The 21,721-nt window shown below is 63.0% G+C and carries 16 protein-coding genes; 3 read left to right on the top strand and 13 right to left on the bottom strand.

Going from position 1 to position 21,721, the window contains the following annotated elements:
• From HU749_RS00355 to tssA, 13 genes are all read right to left on the bottom strand, one after another.
• On the bottom strand, nucleotides 1–4,440 hold the full coding sequence (locus HU749_RS00355) for an RHS repeat-associated core domain-containing protein (protein ID WP_186649402.1): 4,440 nt from the start codon (nucleotides 4,438–4,440) through the stop codon (nucleotides 1–3).
• A gap of 12 nt (nucleotides 4,441–4,452) precedes the next feature.
• Nucleotides 4,453–4,887, bottom strand: coding sequence for a DcrB-related protein (locus tag HU749_RS00350; RefSeq protein ID WP_046064497.1), 435 nt, complete (start codon nucleotides 4,885–4,887; stop codon nucleotides 4,453–4,455).
• Nucleotides 4,888–4,905: 18 nt separating this feature from the next.
• The gene (locus tag HU749_RS00345) at nucleotides 4,906–6,843 is read right to left on the bottom strand and encodes a type VI secretion system Vgr family protein (RefSeq protein WP_046064496.1); all 1,938 of its coding nucleotides are present in this window, start codon (nucleotides 6,841–6,843) and stop codon (nucleotides 4,906–4,908) included.
• A gap of 158 nt (nucleotides 6,844–7,001) precedes the next feature.
• Nucleotides 7,002–9,692: a type VI secretion system ATPase TssH gene (tssH, locus tag HU749_RS00340; protein ID WP_186649399.1), complete on the bottom strand. Its 2,691-nt coding sequence runs from the start codon at nucleotides 9,690–9,692 to the stop codon at nucleotides 7,002–7,004.
• On the bottom strand, nucleotides 9,685–10,737 hold the full coding sequence (tssG, locus tag HU749_RS00335) for a type VI secretion system baseplate subunit TssG (RefSeq protein ID WP_186649398.1): 1,053 nt from the start codon (nucleotides 10,735–10,737) through the stop codon (nucleotides 9,685–9,687). The genes tssH and tssG overlap by 8 nt, the downstream gene beginning before the upstream one ends.
• Nucleotides 10,701–12,560 (bottom strand): type VI secretion system baseplate subunit TssF, encoded by a 1,860-nt coding sequence (tssF, locus tag HU749_RS00330; RefSeq protein ID WP_046064494.1) that lies wholly within the window; start codon nucleotides 12,558–12,560, stop codon nucleotides 10,701–10,703. Before tssF ends, tssG begins: the two co-directional genes overlap by 37 nt.
• Nucleotides 12,557–13,069, bottom strand: a complete 513-nt coding sequence (gene tssE, locus HU749_RS00325) for a type VI secretion system baseplate subunit TssE (protein ID WP_003206934.1) — start codon at nucleotides 13,067–13,069, stop codon at nucleotides 12,557–12,559. Before tssE ends, tssF begins: the two co-directional genes overlap by 4 nt.
• The gene (locus HU749_RS00320) at nucleotides 13,063–13,500 is read right to left on the bottom strand and encodes a hypothetical protein (protein WP_041476204.1); all 438 of its coding nucleotides are present in this window, start codon (nucleotides 13,498–13,500) and stop codon (nucleotides 13,063–13,065) included. Before HU749_RS00320 ends, tssE begins: the two co-directional genes overlap by 7 nt.
• Nucleotides 13,500–13,949 (bottom strand): type VI secretion system amidase effector protein Tae4, encoded by a 450-nt coding sequence (locus HU749_RS00315; RefSeq protein WP_046064492.1) that lies wholly within the window; start codon nucleotides 13,947–13,949, stop codon nucleotides 13,500–13,502. The genes HU749_RS00320 and HU749_RS00315 overlap by 1 nt, the downstream gene beginning before the upstream one ends.
• A gap of 81 nt (nucleotides 13,950–14,030) precedes the next feature.
• Nucleotides 14,031–14,519 (bottom strand): Hcp family type VI secretion system effector, encoded by a 489-nt coding sequence (locus tag HU749_RS00310; protein ID WP_003206927.1) that lies wholly within the window; start codon nucleotides 14,517–14,519, stop codon nucleotides 14,031–14,033.
• A gap of 222 nt (nucleotides 14,520–14,741) precedes the next feature.
• A complete protein-coding gene (gene tssC / locus HU749_RS00305) occupies nucleotides 14,742–16,238 on the bottom strand; it encodes a type VI secretion system contractile sheath large subunit (RefSeq protein WP_003206925.1) in 1,497 nt (498 codons plus the stop codon).
• Between the two features lie 2 nt (nucleotides 16,239–16,240).
• Nucleotides 16,241–16,747 (bottom strand): type VI secretion system contractile sheath small subunit, encoded by a 507-nt coding sequence (gene tssB, locus HU749_RS00300; RefSeq protein ID WP_003206923.1) that lies wholly within the window; start codon nucleotides 16,745–16,747, stop codon nucleotides 16,241–16,243.
• Between the two features lie 81 nt (nucleotides 16,748–16,828).
• The gene (tssA, locus tag HU749_RS00295) at nucleotides 16,829–17,866 is read right to left on the bottom strand and encodes a type VI secretion system protein TssA (RefSeq protein ID WP_014340885.1); all 1,038 of its coding nucleotides are present in this window, start codon (nucleotides 17,864–17,866) and stop codon (nucleotides 16,829–16,831) included.
• Nucleotides 17,867–18,280: 414 nt separating this feature from the next.
• Here tssA and tagH point away from each other — a divergent pair, with 414 nt between their 5' ends.
• From tagH to tssK, 3 genes are all read left to right on the top strand, one after another.
• On the top strand, nucleotides 18,281–19,795 hold the full coding sequence (tagH, locus tag HU749_RS00290; protein WP_186649395.1) for a type VI secretion system-associated FHA domain protein TagH: 1,515 nt from the start codon (nucleotides 18,281–18,283) through the stop codon (nucleotides 19,793–19,795).
• A gap of 68 nt (nucleotides 19,796–19,863) precedes the next feature.
• Nucleotides 19,864–20,370 carry a type VI secretion system lipoprotein TssJ gene (tssJ, locus tag HU749_RS00285; RefSeq protein ID WP_014340883.1) on the top strand — a complete coding sequence of 169 codons (507 nt, stop codon included), beginning with the start codon at nucleotides 19,864–19,866 and terminating at the stop codon, nucleotides 20,368–20,370.
• Between the two features lie 15 nt (nucleotides 20,371–20,385).
• Complete coding sequence (gene tssK, locus HU749_RS00280; protein WP_079303072.1) at nucleotides 20,386–21,720, top strand: type VI secretion system baseplate subunit TssK; 1,335 nt, start codon at nucleotides 20,386–20,388, stop codon at nucleotides 21,718–21,720.
• Nucleotide 21,721: the final 1 nt, after the last annotated feature.

The following is a 21,721-nucleotide window of genomic DNA, read 5'->3' as shown; positions in this document are numbered from 1 at the left end:
CTAAAAACCTGCAAAGGAAATCAAGTTGCTGCCGGTCGGGTTTCGCGCCGACGGCGCCAGGATCCCATCATAACCATTAGCCTTGGCCCAGGCGCCGATTTGATGGGTCTGGGTGTATTTGTCGCCGGTAATGCTCTTGAGGGAGACCCCCAATTGTTTGCGCACATCGGCCCGGGTCAGGTCCAGGACGTTGTTGAGCTGCACTTTCTTGCTGACCAGCACCCGTGTGGACAGGTCCACGCCCCAGTGATTGACTTCGCCCATGGCGGTCTTGCGTGAGTTGGCGCCATAGACACCGCCCAGGCCGGGGGCGGTGTAACGGTGCCTGGAGGCGACGTTCCACTTGTGCGCCGTCCAAGTCGTGCTGATCCGCCCCGGCTCTTCAAAGCGATACACCGTTCGGTTGACCTTGCGACCCTTGGGCGGCGTCGAGCATTTCATCAGCCCGAAGGGGTCGATCCAACTCACCGGGTTCGGCGCGTACTGGTAGAGGTTCAGCCCTCCAGCTAAGCCGATGGGGTCCGGTGTGGTGAAGCGGCCGATGTCCGGGTCGTAGAAACGCAGGGTGTTGTAGTGCAGCCCGGTTTCGCGGTCCAGGTATTGACCTTGGAAGCGCAGGTTCTGCTCTTCGATGTAATACGGTTCGCGCAACTCTTCGGCGGTGTTGCCCCACACTTGGTAACGGGCTCGCCAGAGTGTGTGGCCGTCGGCTTCCGAGAGCTGTTCGGGCAGGCCGTTGAGGTCGTTGTGGTAATAACGGACCTTCTGTTGCTCGCCCAGGCCGTCGACCCTCGCCAGGGGTTCGTGGCTGTCGTCGGCGTAGATGTAGAGGCTGGTCTGGCTGTCGCGGTGTTCCTGCAAAAGTTGCAGCGCATCCCAGGTGAAACGGGTGCGGTTGAGCAGCGTGGCGTGGCGGTCGTACTCGGCTTTTTCGATGCGTCGACCCAACGGGTCATAGGTCATTTTTACGACCGAGCCGTTATCGTTGCGCACTTCCACCAGGCGTTGTTCAGCATCGTAGCGAAAACGCTGGACGCCACGTCGGGCGCTGCGTTTTTCCACCATGCGACCGAAACCGTCATAGCGGTAGCGCTTGTCCTGGTAGGTCAACAAGCGGTTATGCGCGACCTGGCCTGTGCCCAGACCGTCCAGCAGGTTGGCGGCCGGGTCATAGGCGAAGCTTTCACGCTGGCCTTGAAGGTTGTCCTGGCTGGCGAGAATGCGGCCGGTGGCGTCATAGTGCAGCAATTGGCGATGGGACGCTTCGGGCTGGCTGTCGAAGCGCTCCACCCGCTGATCGCTGGCGTCATAACCAAACAGCGATTGCGCCACGGGCGGCAGCAGCGTGGACTGACCCTGTTGCCGCCGCTGACGGGCCCGCAGGCGGCCACTGCGGTCGTATTCGCTGCGGGTGCTCTGGCGCCCCTGGGTGCGCAGCACTTCGCGGTGCAGGCGGTCGCGTTCGAAATCGCTGATGACCTGGCCGTCGAGGTTGATCTGGTGCAGGTGACCGCTGCCATAGTGCAGGCGGTTCAGCCAACGACCGTCGGGAAGCAGCGTCTGGGTCAGGTTGCCCAGTTCGTCATAGCGATGTTCGAGGTTCCCCGCCCAGCCTTGCTCGGTAATCAATTGCCCCAGGGCGTCGTAACGCAAGCCCAGGCTTTGTACTTCACCGGTCTGGCTGGTGAAGGTGATCGCGTTGACCTGGTCGAGCGCGTCATAGCGGTACTCGGTGCGTCCGTCTGCGGTGACTTTCGCCACCAGTCGCCCCATCGCATCGCGCTCCAGCTCATGAATGATGGGGGCTTGGGGCGAGAGGTCCAGGTCGGTGCTGCCGGGCACCGCGAGCGCTTCCATGCGGGTGACGTTGTCCAGCGGGTCGTAGGCGTAGCGCTTGAGGCTGCCGTCCAGGCTGTGTTGGGCGGTCAAGCGGTCGGCGGCGTCCCAGGCAAACCGGTAGCGCTCACCGTTTTCGTTGGTCAGGGCCAGGAGGCGTCCGTAGTTGTCGTAGCTCAGCTCCACCCGGCGGCCATGGGCGTCGGTGCGCACCCGCAGTTGACCGCTTAGGGTGTGTTGGAAATTTGTCGTGTGTCCAGCCGGGTCGCTATAGCCGATCAACTGTCCGCTTGCGTCACGCTGATAGTGCTCGGTGCGCCCGTCCGGCAGTTGCTTGCTCAGCAGCCGACCCTGGTCGTCGTAGCTGAAAAGCGTCCGCTCTCCCAGTGCGTCGGTGCTGCTGAGCAACAGCCCGCGCTCGCAATAGCTCAACCGTGTGGTGTAACCGGAACAATCGGTGTGTTCGCTGAGTTGCCCAAGCGCCGTCCAGCGCATGGTCTTGCTTTTGCCGGTGGCGTCGATGACCTCCACCACTTGGCCGTGGGCGTCGTGGCGATAGCGGGTGACGTGGCCCAGCGGGTCGGTTTCGCGAATGCGGTTGCCCCGCGCGTCATAGTGGTACTGCCAGGTATTTCCCGCGGCATCGGTTTCAGCCAGGGGCAGGGCCCAGTGTTCGAGCCACAGGGTTGACTCGCTGCGCCCCAGCGGGTCGCGGGTTTCGCAGAGGTTGCCCGCTTCGTCATAGCTGAACTGATGTTGTCCGCCGTTGGGATCGGTCGCCCCCAGCAACTGGCTTTCGTCGTTCCACTGGAAGGTCCAGGTGCGATCCAACGCGTCGGTGGTTTCGGTGATCCGATAGCGGGTATCCCAGCGACGGGTGCTGATGCGCTGCAAACCGTCGGTGATGCGCGTGGTCCCGGCGGCCAGGTCATAATCGAAGGTGTAGGCGTCGCCCGCGTCGGTCCAGTGGCGAACCACGCGCCATTCCAGGTTTTCAACCAACGCCCATTCATAGAAACAGCGAAGCCCGGTAGGCAGTTGGTGTTCCACCATTCGCCGCCCGGCGTCGTAGGTGTAGCGACGTTTCACCTGGTCGTTGGACTGACTGACCTGTGCCAGATCGCCCTGGCCGTCGTAGCCATAGTGCATCAGCACTTCCCGACGTTGATCGGCATAGAGGCGGTCGATCCGGCTGACTCGTTGTGGCCAGCGCTCGTCATACGCCAGTGCGATGCGGGTCAGGTCGAAGGTGTCACGCAGTTGCGCCAGGCGTCCGTTATCGTCGTATTCCAGGTGGATACGGTTGTGGTTGCGGTCACCCAGTTGGTCCAGGCGCAGCAGCGCTGCATTGGCTGGCGTGGGTTCGAACAAGCGGTACAGCCCGTCCGCGCTCTCTATCAGCAGCTCGCCGTTGGCATGCCGTCGCACGCTGAGGCCTTCACCGGCACTGAACACGGCACCGCCCAACGGGATGGAGCCCATGTCGATGCGTCGGCCCTGTTCGTCGCTATAGACCAGGGTTTCGCCGCCGTCTGGATGGGGCAGGATTTCGACGCGTACCTCGTAGGGCACGCTCCAACCGGCACCGAACAGCCCGTCGCGGCGTTCGTCGCGGCTGTTGTAGAAGCGTTGCCAGTCGATCGGCAAGATGCCGGGCAGGACGAAGTCCATCTCCTCGACATCGCCCAGCACTTTGGCCCCGGTGGCGGCGTGCACGGGGTTCGAGGAGCCCATCGCGGCGTTGGCTGCGGCGCCCATCGCGCTACTGACCGCCATCGACGCCGCACCGCCGACCAACATGCACGGCAGGTTACTGAGGAATTTACCCTTGCCGCCCTTGAGCATCAGCAGCGCCGTGACCGCCAGCCCGACGCCCGGGGTCTTGCCGCTGCGGATCTCGCGCACCACTACCGAACCGCCACCAATGGTCACGTCAGGGGAAATCAGCCCGGCTGATACCACGGTCGCATCGCAGGTGCTGCGGTCGCCGCTGCGCACGGCGGGCTGACCGTTGATGGTGACTTTGTCCGAGCCTTCGGCCAGGAACTGCGGCGGCATCGGCGGGTGTTTCATGCAGGTGATCATGTCCAGCGGCTTGGGCACGGCACCGGGCGCGGGCACGGCGACCGTGGGACGCCACATCTGCGAGAAGAAATTCTCGGCCATGTCCAGGTAGCTGGGTTCGGCTTCGGGTGCTTCAAGTTCGGTGCCGGCCGGCGCGACATGGGACTCGATCGCCCCGGCGGCGCGGGCGGCAGGGATGTTGTTGGTCAAGGTGTCGGTGGAGCCGGTGAGGATGTTGGCCTGCACCGTGGGCGGGAAGAGGGCGTTGCCGATGCCCTCGCATATGTCGCTTAGCCCCTTGTCGGCCCCGGTCTTGCTCATGGCGAGGCCGACCACGGCGCCCACCACCGCGCCGAGCAGGAAGCAACCCAAGCCGCCGGTGGCAACGGTAATGCCCGTGGCCGCGACCACGGCAGCCGTCGCTACCGCGGTGATCGCAATGTTCGCGGCCACTTCCAGGACGCCGCCGAGGATATCGGCCATCATCGAGGTGTGGTTCAGCGCGTCGCCTAGCCGAGCGGCCCAGAGTGCGTCAGACATGCAAGGTGCTCATCAAGCCAGAACGTCGAACAGCAGCGAACCCTTGATCGTTGCCCAATGCGCCGCTTCGGCATCGCCCAGTTTCTCGGCTTTCACGTAGCTCAGAGCAAGCATTTTGCGGGTGCCGGGCAGCACCAGGGCCAGTTGGAACTGGAAGACCTTTTCATTGCCCTTGTTGAACTGGCTGCGCAGTTCGATGGCTTCGACTTCCTGGTTGGCGCCTACGCGCACGGTGGCGCCCGGTTGGCAGCGCAGGTCCTGGACCTGTTTTTCCAGGCGCTTGAGCTGGTCGTCGAGGTTGCTTTGCAGGGTCTCGCCCTCGGCCAGCAAACTGCGGCTGACGATCAAGGACGTGCCCAGTTCGGGGAACTTGAGGATGTTGATTGTCGCGTCCAGCAATTCGCTGGGCGGCAGCTGGAACTGGAATTCATTGAGGCGGTAAGTCATGGCGCAAAAATCTCGAGGTTAGCCCTTGGGTGCAGGGAACGCGGCTTGGATGTTGGCATCGATGCTGCCCTTGACGCCCTGGCCGTCCGGCGTGGCACCCGGGCCGCCGCCGTTGTTCAGGTGCAGCACGCCGCCGGTGTTGAACTCGGCATCGCCGCTGGCGTAGAAGCTGATCTGTACGCCGGTCAGGTTGATCTGGCCGCTGGCGTTGAGCTCCAGGATGCTTTCGCCGCACACCAGGCGCAGGTTTTCGCCCACTTCAATCACGTAGCTCTGGCTGATGCTGTCGGTCTTGCGCTGGCCGACGGAGAGGATGTCCTCCTGCTTGACGATGCGCAGGCGGTTGTTGCCGATGGTCACCGTCTCGTTGTGGCCGATGCTCTTGTTGCGGTCATGGCCCACCGAGTGGCTTTCATCCACCTCGACCACGATGTCCTGGTTACGTTCGGCATGGATGTACAGCTGCTCGGCGCCTTTCTTGTCTTCCATGCGGATTTCGTTGAAATTCGCCGGCGTGCCGCCCTTGCTCGAACGGCTTTTCATCCCGCTCTGGGTGGCATTGGCGGGCAAGTCATAGGGCACGGTCTGTTCGGCGTTGTAGACGCGGCCGGTGATGATCGGCCGATCCGGGTCGCCTTCGAGGAAACTGACGATCACTTCCTGGCCAATGCGCGGGATCTGCATCGAGCCCCAGTTTTTCCCGGCCCATGCCTGCGACACGCGAATCCAGCACGAGCTGTTTTCGTTGGACTGGTCGTGCCGATCCCAATAGAAGTGCACCTTCACCCGGCCGAACTGATCAGTCCAGATTTCCTCGCCCTTGGGACCCACCACTAAGGCAGTCTGCGGGCCCTTGACGATAGGGCGATGGGTGATGGGCAGTGGTCGATAGCTTTGCTGGGCGTCGATACAGGTCAGGCTGCTTTCGAACTGCGCCGAAGGCGCCCCACCGCCGGTTTCGCCGCTTTCCTGGGAAATGTAGTAGCGGGCGCCGACGATCAGGTATTCGCGGTTCTGGTCCTGGCGGGTGAAGCCGGTGAGGCTGAACAGATGCCCCGAGCCCAGGCCCCGAGCGTTACCGGCCAGCTCGACCTGTTCGTGCTGGGTCTGCAAGGCTTCGATGCGGGTGCGGGCGTAGTGTTCGCCGTCCTGGCTCTGCACGTAGGTGCCAGGGTAGTCGTACAGGGGATAGTCGCCGGCCGTGTGCGGGCGTGGCATGGCCGAGCGCACGTCGATGCGTGCGCTGGGGCGCTGGAAATCGTAGTCGTTGAGCTCAAGCGAACCCGGCTGGACTTCCTGGGCCAGGTGCCAGTCGTGGATGTGGTCGCGCTCGCGCTGCTGCTCATTCTTCGGGTAGTACGGCACCGAACCGTAGCCGGGGGCCGTGGTGTGGGCGCCATAGGCATCGGCCAGCACCAGCACATGCCGGCCCTGCTCATGGCGGAAGAAGTAGTAGATGCCTTCTTGTTCCATCAAGCGGCTGACGAAATCGAAGCTGGTCTCGCGATACTGCACGCAGTATTCCCACTCGCGATAAGGCCGGCTCAGGGCGTCTTCGAAATCGGAAAAGCCCAAGTCGCGGAACACCTGCTTGATGATCTGCGGGATGGTGAGGTTCTGGAAAATCCGGCAATCGGAGGTACGGGTCAGCAGCCAAAACCACGGGCGCAGGGTGGCCTGGTAACTGGCGAACTGGCCCTGGTCGACGTTCTGGCTGAAACGGGCCACGATGCCATGGAAATAACGCTCGCCACCGCCATCGAGTTGCAGGCTCACGCACATGGGCTTGCCGAGCACCTGATTGAGGTCGATGGCGTTATCCAGCGAGTGCAGCTGCAACTCATAGTTGAACAGCCGCCCCAGTTCTTCGCCGCCGCCCATGTCCTTGAGCAGCAGTACCTCAGGTCCCAGGGGGCTGGTGATCTTGGCCAGGCGGGTGGCTTGGTTGAATAACATCGAGGGTCTCGTGCAGGTTGTAGTAACTGGCGGAACCGAATACCACTGTGGGAGCGAGCTTGCTCGCGAAGGCGGTGTGTCAGGCAACATCAATGGCACTGACAGATTGCATTCGCGAGCAAGCTCGCTCCCACAGGGTTATGCGGTGCTCCTTCGGGTCAGGCCGCGTCGCTGAAATCGTACTGCAATTCGTTATCCACGGCGCTGATCCGCACCCCGGCCAAAGCCTTGCCTTCGAGCATGCGGGTCAGGAACTCGCGGCTCATGTCCGGCAGCAGGCTGTTGGTCAGGATGGTGTCGATCATGCGCCCGCCGCTTTCGGTTTCGGTGCAACGCGAGACGATCAGGTCGATCACTGCGTCGTCGTAGTCGAAGGCGACTTTGTGGGTGCTCTCCACGCGCTTCTTGATGCGGTTGAGTTGCAGGCGGGTGATGGCCTTGAGCATCTCGTCGCTGAGCGGGTAGTACGGGATCGTCACCAGGCGGCCGAGCAAGGCCGGCGGAAAAATCTCCAGCAACGGTTGGCGCAGGGCCTTGGCGATTTCTTCCGGCTCGGGCACGTTCTGCGGGTCTTTGCAGACCTGGGCGATCAGCTCGGTGCCGGCGTTGGTGGTCAGCAGGATCAAGGTGTTCTTGAAGTCGATCACCCGGCCTTCGCCGTCCTCCATCACGCCTTTGTCGAACACCTGGAAGAAGATCTCATGCACGTCCGGGTGGGCCTTTTCCACCTCGTCCAGCAACACCACGCTGTACGGTTTGCGCCGCACGGCCTCGGTCAGCACGCCGCCTTCGCCATAGCCGATGTAGCCCGGTGGCGCGCCCTTGAGGGTCGACACGGTGTGGGCTTCCTGGAACTCGCTCATGTTGATGGTGATAACGTTCTGTTCGCCGCCGTACATGGCTTCGGCCAGGGCCAGGGCGGTTTCGGTCTTGCCCACGCCGGAAGTGCCGGCGAGCATGAACACACCAATCGGCTTGCTCGGGTTGTCGAGGCCGGCGCGGGAGGTCTGGATGCGCTTGGCGATCATCTGCAAGGCATGGTCCTGGCCGATGATGCGTTTCTTCAGGTGCTGGTCTAGGTTGAGCACGGTTTCCAGTTCGTTGCGGGCCATGCGGCCCACCGGGATACCGGTCCAGTCGGCGACCACCGAGGCCACGGCCTGGTAATCCACGGTCGGCAGGATCAGCGGGGTTTCGCCTTGCAGCGCGGTCAGGCGCTGTTGCAGGTCCACCAGTTTTTCACGCAGTTGGTGGCTTTCGTTGTCAGAAGCTTCGCTGTTGTCTTCGCTGTCCACCACGCCAACGCGTTCGCGCAAGGTGGCACGGGTGGCGAGCAGTTCGTCCACCAGGGTTTTCTCTTCGGCCCAACGGCCTTCCAGCTCGGCCAGGCGTTCGCGCTCGGCGCTCAGCAGGTTTTCGCTCTGGGTCTGGCGGCTGCCGATGACCACGCCAATCGCGTGTTCACGGGCGATGATTTGCAGCTCGGTTTCCAGCGCTTCGATGCGCCGACGGCTGTCGTCCACTTCGGCCGGTACGGCGTGCAGGCTGATGGCGACGCGGGCGCAGGCGGTGTCCAGCAGGCTCACGGACTTGTCCGGCAGCTGGCGCGCGGGAATGTAGCGGTGGGACAGCTTGACCGAGGCTTCCAGGGCTTCGTCGAGGATCTGCACCTGGTGGTGTTTTTCCATGGTCGAGGCCACGCCGCGCATCATCAGCAGGGCCTTGTCTTCCGACGGCTCGGCCACTTGCACCACTTGGAAACGGCGGGTCAGGGCCGGGTCTTTTTCGATGTGCTTCTTGTACTCGGCCCAGGTCGTGGCGGCCACGGTGCGCAAGGTGCCGCGGGCCAACGCCGGCTTGAGCAGGTTGGCCGCGTCGCCCGTGCCGGCGGCGCCGCCGGCACCCACCAGGGTGTGGGCTTCGTCGATGAACAGGATGATCGGCTTGGGCGAGGCCTGGACGTCTTCGATGACCTGGCGCAGGCGCTGTTCGAACTCGCCTTTCATGCTCGCGCCGGCCTGCAACAGGCCAACGTCAAGGCTGCGCAGTTCCACGTCCTTGAGGGCCGGCGGCACGTCGCCGGCGACGATGCGCAGGGCAAAGCCTTCGACCACCGCGGTCTTGCCCACGCCGGCTTCACCGGTAAGGATCGGGTTGTTCTGCCGGCGGCGCATGAGGATGTCCACCAGTTGGCGGATCTCTTCGTCACGGCCGACGATTGGGTCGAGCTTGCCGCTGCGGGCCTGCTCGGTAAGGTCGACGGTAAAGCGCTTGAGGGCTTCCTGTTTGCCCATGGCGCTAGGGGCCATGGCGCCGCTGGCTTCGCCCGGCACGGCACCGGCATTGAAGCCGTCGCTGGCAGTCAGGGCGTTTTCCGGCGAGTCGCCGACGTATTCGTCAAACCGTTCGCTCAGGGCTTCGACCTTGACCTTGTCGAACTCCGACGACAGGCCCAGCAGCGCGTGGCGCAGGCTCGGGGTCTTGAGAATGCCCAGCACCAGGTAACCGGTGCGCACCTGGCTTTCGCCGAACATCAGGCTGCCGTAGACCCAGCCGCGTTCCACGGCTTCTTCCACGTGGGACGACAGGTCGGTGATCGACGTCGAACCCCGTGGCAGGCGGTCCAGGGCTTCGGTCAGGTCGCGGGCCAGGCGCGCCGGCTCGATGTTGAACTGGCGAATGATGCGGTGCAGGTCCGAGTCCTGCAGTTGCAGCAACTGGTGAAACCAGTGGGCCAGTTCCACATAAGGGTTACCGCGCAATTTGCAGAACACGGTGGCGGCTTCAATGGCTTTGTAGGCCACGCTGTTGAGTTTGCCGAACAACGCGGCGCGACTGATTTCACCCATGCTCATGGCTCCTTGAGGTCTGTGAGGTGTTGGCCTGTTCGGCGTAATGCCGGGCCAGTATTAAATCGTTGGCATCTGTTTCGGGACGGCCCAGCCAGGTGTTGAAACCCAGGCGGAAACGCCCATTGAGTTGCAGTGCCGGAACTTCGGGTTGCTCCAGGACCAGGTTCAGGTCCCAGTCCAGTTCATGGCCCAAGTATTCGGCGACCCAGGCCACCAGCTCGTTGAACGGTTGGCTGCCGGGCAGCATGCCCATGTAGTCAACGAGCTTGAGTGGCCCCAGGCGAATGCGGAATTTGTGCTGGCGATCCCACACGAAGCGGCCCAGGCAGAAGTCCACGCCCAATTGATGAGCGCTGACCCCGACGCGGCTGCGTTCGGGCAGTTCCAGCCATTGGCCGACGTATTCTTCGATCTCCACCGGCAGGCCGAAGTACTCGCTGAGGATCGCCTTCAAACCGTCCGGGTAGCGGGTTTGCGCCGCCAGGTGGCCGCTGTAGTGCAGCTTCGCCGTGTCGGGGATCAACCCCTGGTTGAGCAGGCTCGGCATCCCCCGACCGCTGAGGGCGGCCAGGCGCGCCGACCAATAGTCATCGTCCGGGCGATCATGGCTGACCGTCGGCCGCGCTTCGGCCCAGGCCCGATAAAACAGGCTGAGCAGGCGATGATGGAACACATCGAGGAAGCGCTTGCTGGTGCTGTCGGCGTTGTTGCGCTGGCGTTCGCGCACGTATTCGGTGATGTGCAGCGGCATCGGGCCGTTGGGGCCGCCGAGACCGAAGAAAAATTGCTCCAGGCGTGCCGGCGCACCGTCGCTGCCCGGTTGCACCGAGGCGAGGGTGGCCGGGGCGAAGGTGCATTCGGCCCGTTGTCCGAGGCGCAACGGGTCATCGGCCAGGCGCAGGGAATGGCCCAGGCGCGGCAGCTCGGGGGATTCGCACTCGATGCGTCGCAGCGCCTGGAAGAAGTCATATTCCCAGGGCTCCTGGTGCATCGCCTCCAGGGTACTCACAGGGTCGGACGACGTCCGGGCTTGGCTTTCCATCGCATGATCTCGCCGCGTTCGGTGGTACGGATCACCGTCTCGGTAAAACTGTTGATCGACACATAGCGTGCCAGGAAGCGCTCGAACACCGCGCCGAGCAGGAACACCCCGGTGCCGCGAAACGCGTTTTCATCGAATTCCAGGGTGATTTCCAGGCCTCGACCAAACACGATCGGGCCGGGCATCGGCAGGCGCCGGGTGCAGGCCTTGCTGCTGACTTCGCGCAGGCCTTCGATCTGCAATTGCAGCGCCGCGTCGTTGCTGTCGCCGTACAGGCGCAGCAGTTCACGCAGGGCGGCCGCGCCTTGGCCTTGTTCGCTCAACGACAAGTAGTTCAGTGACAACTGGCTGATCAGCCGCCAGGCCTTGGCGTCGTGGGCGTGGCTGGCCCGTGGGCGACTGGGCCCGGCCACGCAGCGCACGGCGCCCACCGGAGCACTGTCGGCGAGGGTGAAGTCGGTCTTGCCGTTGCCCACGCTCATGAACAGCGGCAGGTCGCGGTTGGTGCACAACGCCGTCACACCCAGTTGGCGCAGGTCGTGGCGATAGGGCGCTTGCTGGCTGTCCACCAGGCTGACGAAGGTTTCGCTGCCGATGTAGGTCGAGCGCGGGCCGTTGCGTCGTTGATCGCTGGACAGCACGCGCGGTTCGCGGCGCACGGTGTAATAGGCCTGGTCGCGGCCGTAACGGGACGGATCGCGCACGGCGTAGAACGGCAGGAACGGCTGCTCGGGCCCGGTGCCGTGGCCGGTGAGGCCGTTCAGCGAATGCACTTCGAAATCCATCGGCCGGGTACGGTCGGCGATCACGTGGTGTTCGTTGACCCGATCCGACAAGTGAATGCGGTCCAGGCGCTTGGGAAACAGGTTGATGGCCGGGGTGCAGAACGGCAGGAACTGCGAAGCGCCGACGCTGCCTTCCAGGCTTGGGTCGTGACGGTCGAACAGCACGATCAGCTCCAGCTCCTGGCCGTCGCAACGCTTGACCGCGCGGCTCAACTGGGTGAAGTCGACAAACAGGAAACGGTGGGGCAGGGCGAAGTATTCCTGCAACAGGCGATAGCCCTGGAAGGCCCGCGGCACCACCGGCAGCGCGGCGTCGGCATCGTCGAAGCCGCGCGAGCGCAACGCATCCTGGGGCAGCCGCTCCACCCAGTCGCCGCCGGGCTTGCGGGCGAACACTGCGCAGGCATTGCCCAGCAGTTGTTCGTAGAGGCGGAAAGGCTGTTCGTCGGCACCGCTCAAGTACAGCGGCAGGTTGTCCAGGGCCAGGCTGTTGAACGGCAGCTCGGCGCCGGTGCGCAGTGTGATGCGCAGGCCGGCCTTGGCTTTCGGTTCGCTGGCGGCCAGGCGCCCGAGCACGGCGGACGGGTTGCCGAAGTATTCGGCCTGGCTGACCTGCAACGGCCACAACGTCACCGCGTGGGCGGTGCGGTACTCGCAGCAGGTCTGGGTTTCACGCCCCAGGGCGGCACGCAGGACCGTATCGCGCGGCAGCGGGAAACCACTGCTCAGCGAGCCTTCGTCCGGGTCGGCCTGCAATTGCACCACGGTCATCGACGGCGTCGGCGCCAGGTAATGCGGGTAGGCGATTTCCAGCAGGTTGTGGGTGAAGGTCGGGTACTCGGCGTCGAGCTTGAGCTGCACCCGCGCCGTCAGGTAGGCGAAGCCTTCTAGCAGGCGCTCGACATACGGGTCGGCGCAGTCCATGCCGGACAACGTCAGCCGACTGGCGATCTTCGGGTATTCCTTGGCGAACTCCGCCGCGCTTTCGCGCACGTGGTGCAGTTCCTGGTTGTACAGCTCCAGCAGGCGTGGGTTCATGAGCGTCTCCGCTGGTCGGCGTTGACCACGCGCACATGGCCGGTTTCCAGGTCCAGGTCGGTTTGCAGCATCAGGCGCAGCGGCACCGGCTGGGCCCAGAGATCGCCTTCGATCTCGAAACTCAACGCGTTGTGGTTCATCTCGGCCGTGGCCCGGGCCCGCACCCGCAGGGTGTGACGCAGGATCCGCGGTTCGAAGGTGGCAATGGCCTGGTGGATCAAGGTTTCCAGGGCCGAGACATCGACGTTCGACGCGCTGTTGCCGGCCAGTGCCGGCAGGCCGAAATTCACCACCGACGTGCCCGCCGGGGTATGCAGCGTGGCATCGGCGCTGAGCAATGACGTGGTGTTGAGCAGCCACGCCAGGTCACGCAGCACCGAGGCTTTCAATTGGGTCAGGGAGAGCACGCGCTTGTCGGCGCTTTCCTTGGGGTTGGTCGGATCGTCGTCGGTCAACCGGTCCAGCAGGGACGGTTGCAGGCGATCGCGGGTGGCGATTTCGGTTACCACCGAAAGAGCGCCGTATACATTTTTTGATCCCATTGGCCAGGGCCGCAGGAGGCGAACTGACTCACATCCGAGACCTCGAATGTTTCCTTGACCAGGCGTACTGCTTGAATTTTGGTCAAGCAATCGCGGCTGGGAGCGGGCATGTGTTCGCTGCGTTCGACCAAGAAGATCGGCACTTGGTTGAAAGTCTCCACACGCAGTTGCTTGTCCGGACCCAGGCTGAACTGGCAAGGCCACTCCATATCGAGCGCCAGGTGGCTCTGGTCAGGTTTTACGAGCGTACAGCGACCTTGAACGTCGATCAGGCTCACCGGATGTCCGACGAAAACTGCTTGGGTTGGGGCTGCTGGAGCGACTGTTTCCTGCCCGGCGCACGCGCTTAGACTGACGAGGCTTGCCGCCAGCGCCGAAAGAAACCAAGGGCTGCGCATCACGAAAGCTCCCAGAACCAGATGGCCTTGGATCTTGAGAACAGATCACCGCTCTTGGTCAGGCCACGGTTCCACAGGTCGATGTGATCGCCAGTAGGTCGGCCGGCAGTGTCGCTATTCTGTTGGTAGCAGTCCTTGAAGAAGATGATTCCGGTCTTGCCCATCAGTGTTGTGCGGTCTGCCACGCTGGTGGTGTAGACCTTCGGCGGGCCGAGGCGGTTCTTCTTCCATAGCCAGTTGGCCAATGACTCCGCGCCGCGGGCATGTCCATGGGCGCATTTGGGATCCAGCGTATAAGTCGAAGTGTTGACCGGAAAGGTCTTTTCCCCGCACAAGGCGATGCTCATACGAATGGCGCACTGGTTGATATAGGGACCGTCGCAAGCCGGGCTGGCGGAGGGGTAGGGCGGATAGCTGTTCCACAAATTGACAAACGAAGGCTTGGCCATGACTCAGATACCACGTGGGAAAGAATTGGATTCGAGCAAGCACCAAACACCCCCGGCGCCTGGCACCGGGGGCGTGTTCGATTACACCTTGACGTTCTGACGGATGTTCCAGCCGAACTTGACCGGACCGCCTTCCTTGGTGCCGTCGGCTTTCTGTGGCTGGTAGTCCACCAGCACCTTGGCGAAGTTCAGGGTGACGTTTTCGGTCAGGCGATCATCGCCGCCCGAGCCGCCGGTGCTCAGGGACGTAACCAGCACTTCTTCCAGGTTGATGATCATGTACTCGACCTGGCTTTCACCGCCGGCCTTGCGCACGGTCAGCTTGACCTTGTCGATGTGCTTGCCGCTGGCGCAGTGCATCATCAGGTTCGGCGACGCCTTGTCGACGTACTTGGTCAGGGACAGGTCCTGGACGTTGACCTTGCCCGCACCACCGCCGCTGCCCACGTGCATGTTGCCGGACTGGGACATGCCCCAGCTCCAGTTCAGGACATCGATCTCGTCCTTGTGGGCCTTGTCCATGGACTCGCCCTTGATGTCGCCAATCTTGATGAAAATATCAACAGCCATGTTTTCTCCCTGTGTGGTCTCTACCACATTGTTTGGTTGACGCTGACCTTGCGAAATTACGTGTGCCGAACGGACCCGATGATCTCCAACCCACTGAAGATCGCCTGTGGGAGCGAGCTTGCTCGCGATAGCGCAGTGTCAGACATACGCATGACAACTGATCCACCGCCATCGCGAGCAAGCTCGCTCCCACATTGGCCTTGCACCGTTCAGTAAATCTTTTTACGCGCCCTTGGCCGACGGCAGTTTCGATACCAGGCGCAGCGACACGGTCAGCCCTTCGAGCTGGTAGTGCGGGCGCAGGTAGAACTTGGAGTTGTAGTACCCCGGGTTGCCTTCGACTTCTTCAACGATTACTTCGGCTGCAGCCAGCGGGTGCTGGGCCTTGGTGGTCTCGGTGGAGTGCGCCGGGTCACCGTCGACGTAGTTGAGGATCCAGTCCTGCAACCAGCGCTGCATCTCGTCCTTCTCTTTGAAGGAACCGATCTTGTCGCGCACGATGCACTTGAGGTAATGGGCGAAACGGCAAGTGGCGAACAGGTACGGCAGGCGCGCGGCCAGGTTGGCGTTGGCGGTGGCGTCCGGGTCGTCGTATTCGGCCGGTTTCTGCAACGACTGGGCGCCGATGAACGCGGCGAAGTCGGTGTTTTTCTTGTGCAGCAGCGGCATGAAACCGTTCTTCGCCAGTTCCGCTTCACGGCGGTCCGAGATGGCGATTTCGGTCGGGCACTTCATGTCCACGCCACCGTCGTCGGTCGGGAAGGTGTGGGCTGGCAGGTTTTCCACTTCACCGCCGGACTCCACGCCACGGATGCGCGAGCACCAGCCGAAGTGTTTGAACGAACGGTTGATGTTCACCGCCATCGCGTAAGCGGCGTTGGCCCAGGTGTACTTGGAGCTGTCGGCGCCGTCGGTGTTTTCTTCGAAGGCGAAGGCTTCCACCGGGTCGGTCTTGGCGCCGTACGGCAGGCGCGCCAGGAAGCGTGGCATGGTCAGGCCGATGTAGCGCGAGTCTTCCGATTCACGCAACGAACGCCAGCCGGCGTATTCCGGGGTGGTGAAGATCTTGGTCAGGTCGCGCGGGTTCGACAGTTCCTGCCACGAGCCCATGCCCATCACGGTCGGCGATGCCGCAGCGATGAACGGGGAGTGCATGGCCGCGCAGACTTTCGACAGTTCGCCCAGCAGCTCGACATCCGGTGGCGACTGGTCGAAGTAGTAGTCGCCTACCAGGCAGCCGTAAGGCTCGCCGCCGAACTGGCCGTATTCTTCTTCGTACATCTTCTTGAAGATCGGGCTCTGGTCCCACGCGGTGCCCTTGAATTTCTTGAGGGTCTTGTGCAGGTCGGTCTTGGAGATGTTGAGCACGCGGATCTTGAGCTGCTCATCGGACTCGGTGTTGTTGACCAGGTAGTGCAGGCCACGCCAGGCGCTTTCCAGTTGCTGGAAGTCGGGGTGGTGGATAACCTGGTTGACCTGGGCGGTGAGCTTGGCGTCGATGGCGGCGATGATCGATTCGATCGACTTGATGGCGTCGTTGGACACCAGGTCGGTCTGCGCCAGGGCCTGCTCGGCCAGGGTGCGCACGGCCGTTTCGACGGCTTCGCGGGCGCGCTCGGTCTTGGGTTTGAATTCTTGCAGCAGCAGGGACGCGAACTCGCTGGTTTCTTCGGTTGCGCCCAGGTTTTGCACGCCTTCGCGAGCTGTATTGTCAGTCATGATCATTGGTCCTGTGCTGGCTTCGGCGCGCTCGCCAGGGCCTGCAACAGCGCTGGGTCCTTGATCGCCTTCATGATGATTTCTTCGGCACCGGTCTTGCCGTCCATGTAGGTCAGCAGGTTGGCCAACTGGGTGCGCGCTTCGAGCAGCTTGTTCAGCGAGTCGACCTTGCGGGCCACGGCCGCCGGGCTGAAGTCGTCCATGCTTTCGAACGTCAGGTCCAGGCTCAGGTTGCCTTCGCCGGTCAATTCGTTAGGCACATGGAACGCCACGCGCGGCTGCATGGCCTTGAGGCGCGAGTCGAAGTTATCGACGTCGATCTCGAGGAACTTGCGATCAGCCACCGCTGCCAGAGGCTCGGCGGGCTTGCCGGCGAGGTCGGCCATCACGCCCATGACGAAGGGCAACTGGACCTTTTTCTCGGCGCCGTAGAGCTCGACGTCGTACTCGATCTGCACTCGAGGCGCGCGGTTGCGCGCGATGAATTTCTGAGAACTTTGCTTCGCCACGTTGCTGCTCCTGGTCGCTTGAGCGACGGTGTTGGCGTCATCGGGGGTACCGGTGACGTGACTGCGTGATCCGTTCGCTTTTTATTCGCTGTCTGGGCCGCGCAGGTTTTCAAATTGACTCATGCCGTCGGGAATCAGGTTGCGCACGATGGCCGCGAAGTCGGCGTGCACCAGATTCTTGGCCCGGTTCAACAGCACCGGCAGCGGGCTGGAGGGCTCATGACGGGTGTAGTAAGCGAGAATCCGGTCCAGGCTGCGCAGCACGTCGTCGCGGTTGTTGATTTCGCCGCTGACGGTGCTCGTGCTGGTGTTGCGCGGTGTACTTGGCGCGCTGGCATATTCAGTTGGCGCGGCGCTGTCGTCGCTGACCGGATCGGACAAGGCGCTGTCGCCGCTCTGCGGGGCGAACTGGCCGAGAATCTGCAGGGCCATCTTCAGCGGTTGCTTCAGAGGGCCAAGGTCCACGCCCTGGGCGGAACCGACCTGGTCGCTGACCTGTTGTTCGATGGCTTCGGCGGCGCTGCGGGCTTCGAGCAGGGCGGCGCGGGTGATTTCCAACTGCTCGGGGTCGCTGTCGAGCAGGGCCCCGGCGAGCTGTTCGGCGCCGAGGTTTTCATCCGGGAAACTTTGCAGGCCGCTGGCGTTGGCGGCGGCGCGCAGGCTGACGGCACCGAAGGTCCGCGAACGGGCCAGGATGCTCTCGCGCAGCAGGCGAATGGTGATATCGGACGTCAGGCCGGCGAGGGCATTGATGCGTACGGTGGGGTCGTTGTCGTCATCGGCGTCCAGGCGCGGATGCAGCTCGGCCCAGTATTGCTTGAGCAGTTCGCTGATCAGCGTCAGCACACGGGCCATGCCCGGCAGGCCTTCGAGGGCCAGGGAGCTTTGCAACAGGAAATGGGTGATGCGCAGGTCTTTGCTGCGTTGCAGCAAGTCCAGGCTCTGCTGCTGGATGCTGCGCCATTCAGGAGGCTCGGCAGGCAGGATCGAATCGCCCATGCTGCGCTCGGGCTGACCCCGGGAGTCGCGTTCCAGGCGCAAGAAATCCGCGTCATATTCCAAATCTTCACCGCACGGCGAAGTCGCGGAAACGGCGGCGAGCAACAAAGGCACATCCACTTGGATCGATCTCCCTATCACCCGCTGAAGAAGTCGGGCAGTTCACACGCAAGTTTCGGATGAAACTCACATGTTCCTTGACGGTAATGGCCTTTTAAACCTTAAGTGATTTTAAAGTGCCATCATCTATATTCAAGAAGTTGTGCATTTTTGGTGTAGTACTTATCGCTTGTCAAGGTAAGCTATTTCACCAGTGTAGCCCCTCTGTAACAGTTGTGATGCGCTTAACAGCCTGCTCGACCCATCGGTCGAAGCGGCAACTGACGTGGGGTTTTTGTCACGCAAGCCGGTTATGATCAGCAATCATGCTGGCAAAAAGCCGTTTCGCGGTGGTTGGCAAGGTTGTTGGTGGGTAGTCAGGGCATCAATCCTCACTTCACCCGCCCGCGCGCGATGTATTAGCAAGGAGGCAAGATGCCGCTGTGTTTGACTATCACTAGTTATCACAAGATTACCCCAGGCCAGTGTTCTGAAAAGTCCATGGATCAGGGGGTGATGGCAATTGGCCGTAATTCCGATAATGACTGGGTATTGCCGGACCCTGAGCGTCTGGTTTCCGGCAAACATTGCGTTATCCAATACAAAGAAGGGCGTTATTACTTAACCGATAACAGCACTAATGGTGTGGAATTGGTCAAGGCCGGTGTTCGCCTGCGCAAGGGCAACAGCGAACCCCTGCAAGATGGCGAAGTGATCCGCATCGGTGATTATGAAATCCAGGCGCGCGTCGATTTCAGCCTGCCGGTCACCGACAGCAACCCGTTTGCCGAATCGCCCAGCAGTTTCGAGGCCTTGATGGGGCGCCAGGGTGCAGCGGTGCATACACCGTCGCCGATGCATGCGCCATCGCCGATTCAAATGACGTCGCCTGCGCATTTCCAGGGTGGGTCGGCCATGGACACCCTGCCGGACCTGTTCGATTTCTTGAGCCCGAGCAGTGTCCCGCCCGCCACCCAGCCCGACCATGTGCCGGCCGAGCAACACGATTTCCGCCCGCCGACACCGATTCCCCGGCCGAGCCCGCCGCCCGTGGTGGAGCCGGTGATGCCGCCGTCTGCCTCGGTGATTCCGGACGACTGGGACCCGTTCAGCGACAAACCCGCACCAGTGGCGGTTGCCCCGCTGCCCGTGGCCCCGCCGCCTGTGCCGCTACCGCCAGTGGTTGAGCCGGTCGCGACGCCTGCCCCGCAGGCTCCGCTCGCCGACATCTTTGCTGAAATCATTGCACCGCCGCCGGCAGCCGTGCCTGAAGCGTCGGTCACCCGCGTCGAGCCCCCGGTCGCAGCTCCAGTTGCTCCAGTTGCTCCAGTTGCTCCAGTCGTCCCGGTCGAGGCCAATCAACCCGACTTGCTGCAAGCGTTCCTGCGCGGTGCCGGGCTGGACCAGTTGCGCCTGGACAAGGCCAACGCCGAAGCACAGATGGAAAGCATCGGGCGCAGTTATCGGTTGATGGTCGAAGGCCTGATCGATGTCTTGCGCGCCCGCAGCAGCCTCAAGGGTGAGTTCCGTATCCAGCAGACGATGATCCAGCCGGTGGAAAACAACCCGCTGAAATTTGCCCCCAATGTGGATGAAGCCTTGCTGTTGCTGTTGCGCCACGGCAACCAGGCGTTCATGGCCCCGGACGCGGCGGTGCGTGACAGTTTCGATGACTTGCGGGCCCACCAACTGGCGGTGATGGCCGGTGTGGAAGCGGCCATCAAGCACTTGCTGGGGCGCTTCGAGCCGGCGCAACTGGAAGAACGCATGGCCAAGCCCGGTGGGCTCTCGGGTATTTTCAGTGGCTCGCGACAGGCCCAGTACTGGCAGCAGTTCACCGAGCTCTACAGCAACATTTCCCGGGAAGCCCAGGAGGATTTCCAGGACCTGTTCGGTCGCGAGTTCAGCCGCGCCTACGAAGAACACAGTACGCGACAGCGACGCCGCTGAGCGGCGCCGTCCCATAACAAGATTGATCGGCACACAACGGATAGCTCAAACGTCATTGAGGACGCAGGATGATTCCCAGGTTTTTACTCGCAGTCGCTACCGTGCTTCTGCTGACGGCGTGCGCCAAGGATGCGGCCAACCCCCAGCCCGAAGAAGCTGAGGCCGACACCGCCGCCATCGAGCTGCACTTTCACGCCATTGCCGGCCTCAACCCCGGCGCCACCGGCCAGCCGGCCCCGGTCAGGGTGCGCATTTTCGAACTGAAAAATGCCGCCACCTTTGGCCGTTCCGATTATTTCGCCCTGGCCGAACGGGCCCAGGCCACGCTGGGCGCCGACCTCATCGACCAGGACGAAGTGCTGATCCAGCCCGGCCAGCAACTGAGCCTGCAACGCGACCTCGACCCGGCCACGCGGCACATCGGAATACTCGTGGGCTATCGCGAACTGGACCAGTCGCTGTGGCGCACGGTGATGAATGTCCCGGCGCGCGAATACACCGAATACCAGATCAGCCTCGATGTGCGCGCCGTGCGCAGCGCCGTCGTCGTCCCCCCATCCAGCCCTGCCCAATAGGCAATCGGAGCCCCCATGTCTTGGAACAATCGCGTGGTCTGGTCGGAAGGCATGTTCATTGGAACGCAGCACTTCCAACAGCATGACCGTTACCTGGAAAACCTCATCGACGCACGCAGCCGCCCGTTGTCGGCCGGCGCCTGGGGTTTTTCCGAATTGCTGATCGACCAGGGCCTGCTGGCCCAGGGCAAGCTGGCAATCATCTCGGCGCGCGGCCTGCTGCCGGACGGTACGCCCTTCAACATTCCCCAGGACGACCTGGCGCCGATCCCATTGAACGTCGACGACAACCTGCGCGATGGCCTGGTGTACCTGGCCCTGCCGCTCAAGCGCGCCGGCGCCCGGGACACCGTGGACGAAGGTGAAGACCTCGGCGCTGCGCGTTATGTGAGCCAAGTGTGCGAAGTGCGCGACGACAACGCACCGTTCGAGAATCGCGCACCGGTGGCCCTCGGCTCGCGGGCGCTGCGGTTGCTGACCGAGCAGGATGGCATCGGCGACTACGCCGCCATCGGCGTGGTGCGCATCAAGGAAAAACGCGCCGACCGTGCATTGGTGCTCGACGACGCCTACATCCCGCCGCTGCTGGATGTGATCGCCTCCAAACCGCTGGCGGCGTTCCGCAGTGAACTGCTGGGCCTGCTGCATCAACGCGGCGAAGCCCTGGCCGGGCGGGTGGTGGCGTCCGGCGCCGGTGGCGCCTCGGAAATTGCCGATTTCATGCTGTTGCAACTGGTCAACCGCGCCCAGCCGCTGATCCAGCACCTGAGCCAGTTGAGCCCGCTGCATCCCGAGCGTTTCTACAGCGAGCTGGTGAGCCTGGCCGGGGAGTTCTCCACGTTCACCGCGTCCGGGCGACGACCGCAGCAATACCCGCCTTACCAGCACGATGACCTGACGCTCAGCTACACGCCTGTGATGCAGGCCCTGCGCGAAGCCTTGTCGATGCTGATCGACAGCAAGGCGACACCGATTCCGATTGTCGAGAAAGCCTACGGCATCCACGTGGCGATGCTGGCCGACAAGACCCTGCTCGACAGTGCCAGTTTCATCCTGGTGGTGCGCGCCGACGTGCCGGCCGAGACCCTGCGCGGCCGCTTCGGCCAGCAGAGCAAGGTCGGTTCGGTGGAGCACATCCGCGACCTGGTCAACCTGCAACTGCCGGGCATCGGCCTGCTGCCGTTGCCAGTGGCGCCGCGGCAGCTGCCGTACCACGCCGGCTCCACTTACTACGAACTCGACCGGGGCAGCGATCACTGGCAACAGTTGAGCAACTCCGGCGGGTTTGCGTTCCACATCGCCGGCCAGTTCCCAGGGCTGAACCTGGCCTTCTGGGCGATCCGAGGATAAA

Source organism: Pseudomonas ogarae (assembly GCF_014268695.2).
Classification (GTDB): Bacteria; Pseudomonadota; Gammaproteobacteria; order Pseudomonadales; family Pseudomonadaceae; genus Aquipseudomonas; species Aquipseudomonas kilonensis.
The sequence above is the reverse complement of the archived record's forward strand: the minus strand, read 5'-3'. Positions and strand labels throughout refer to the sequence as shown.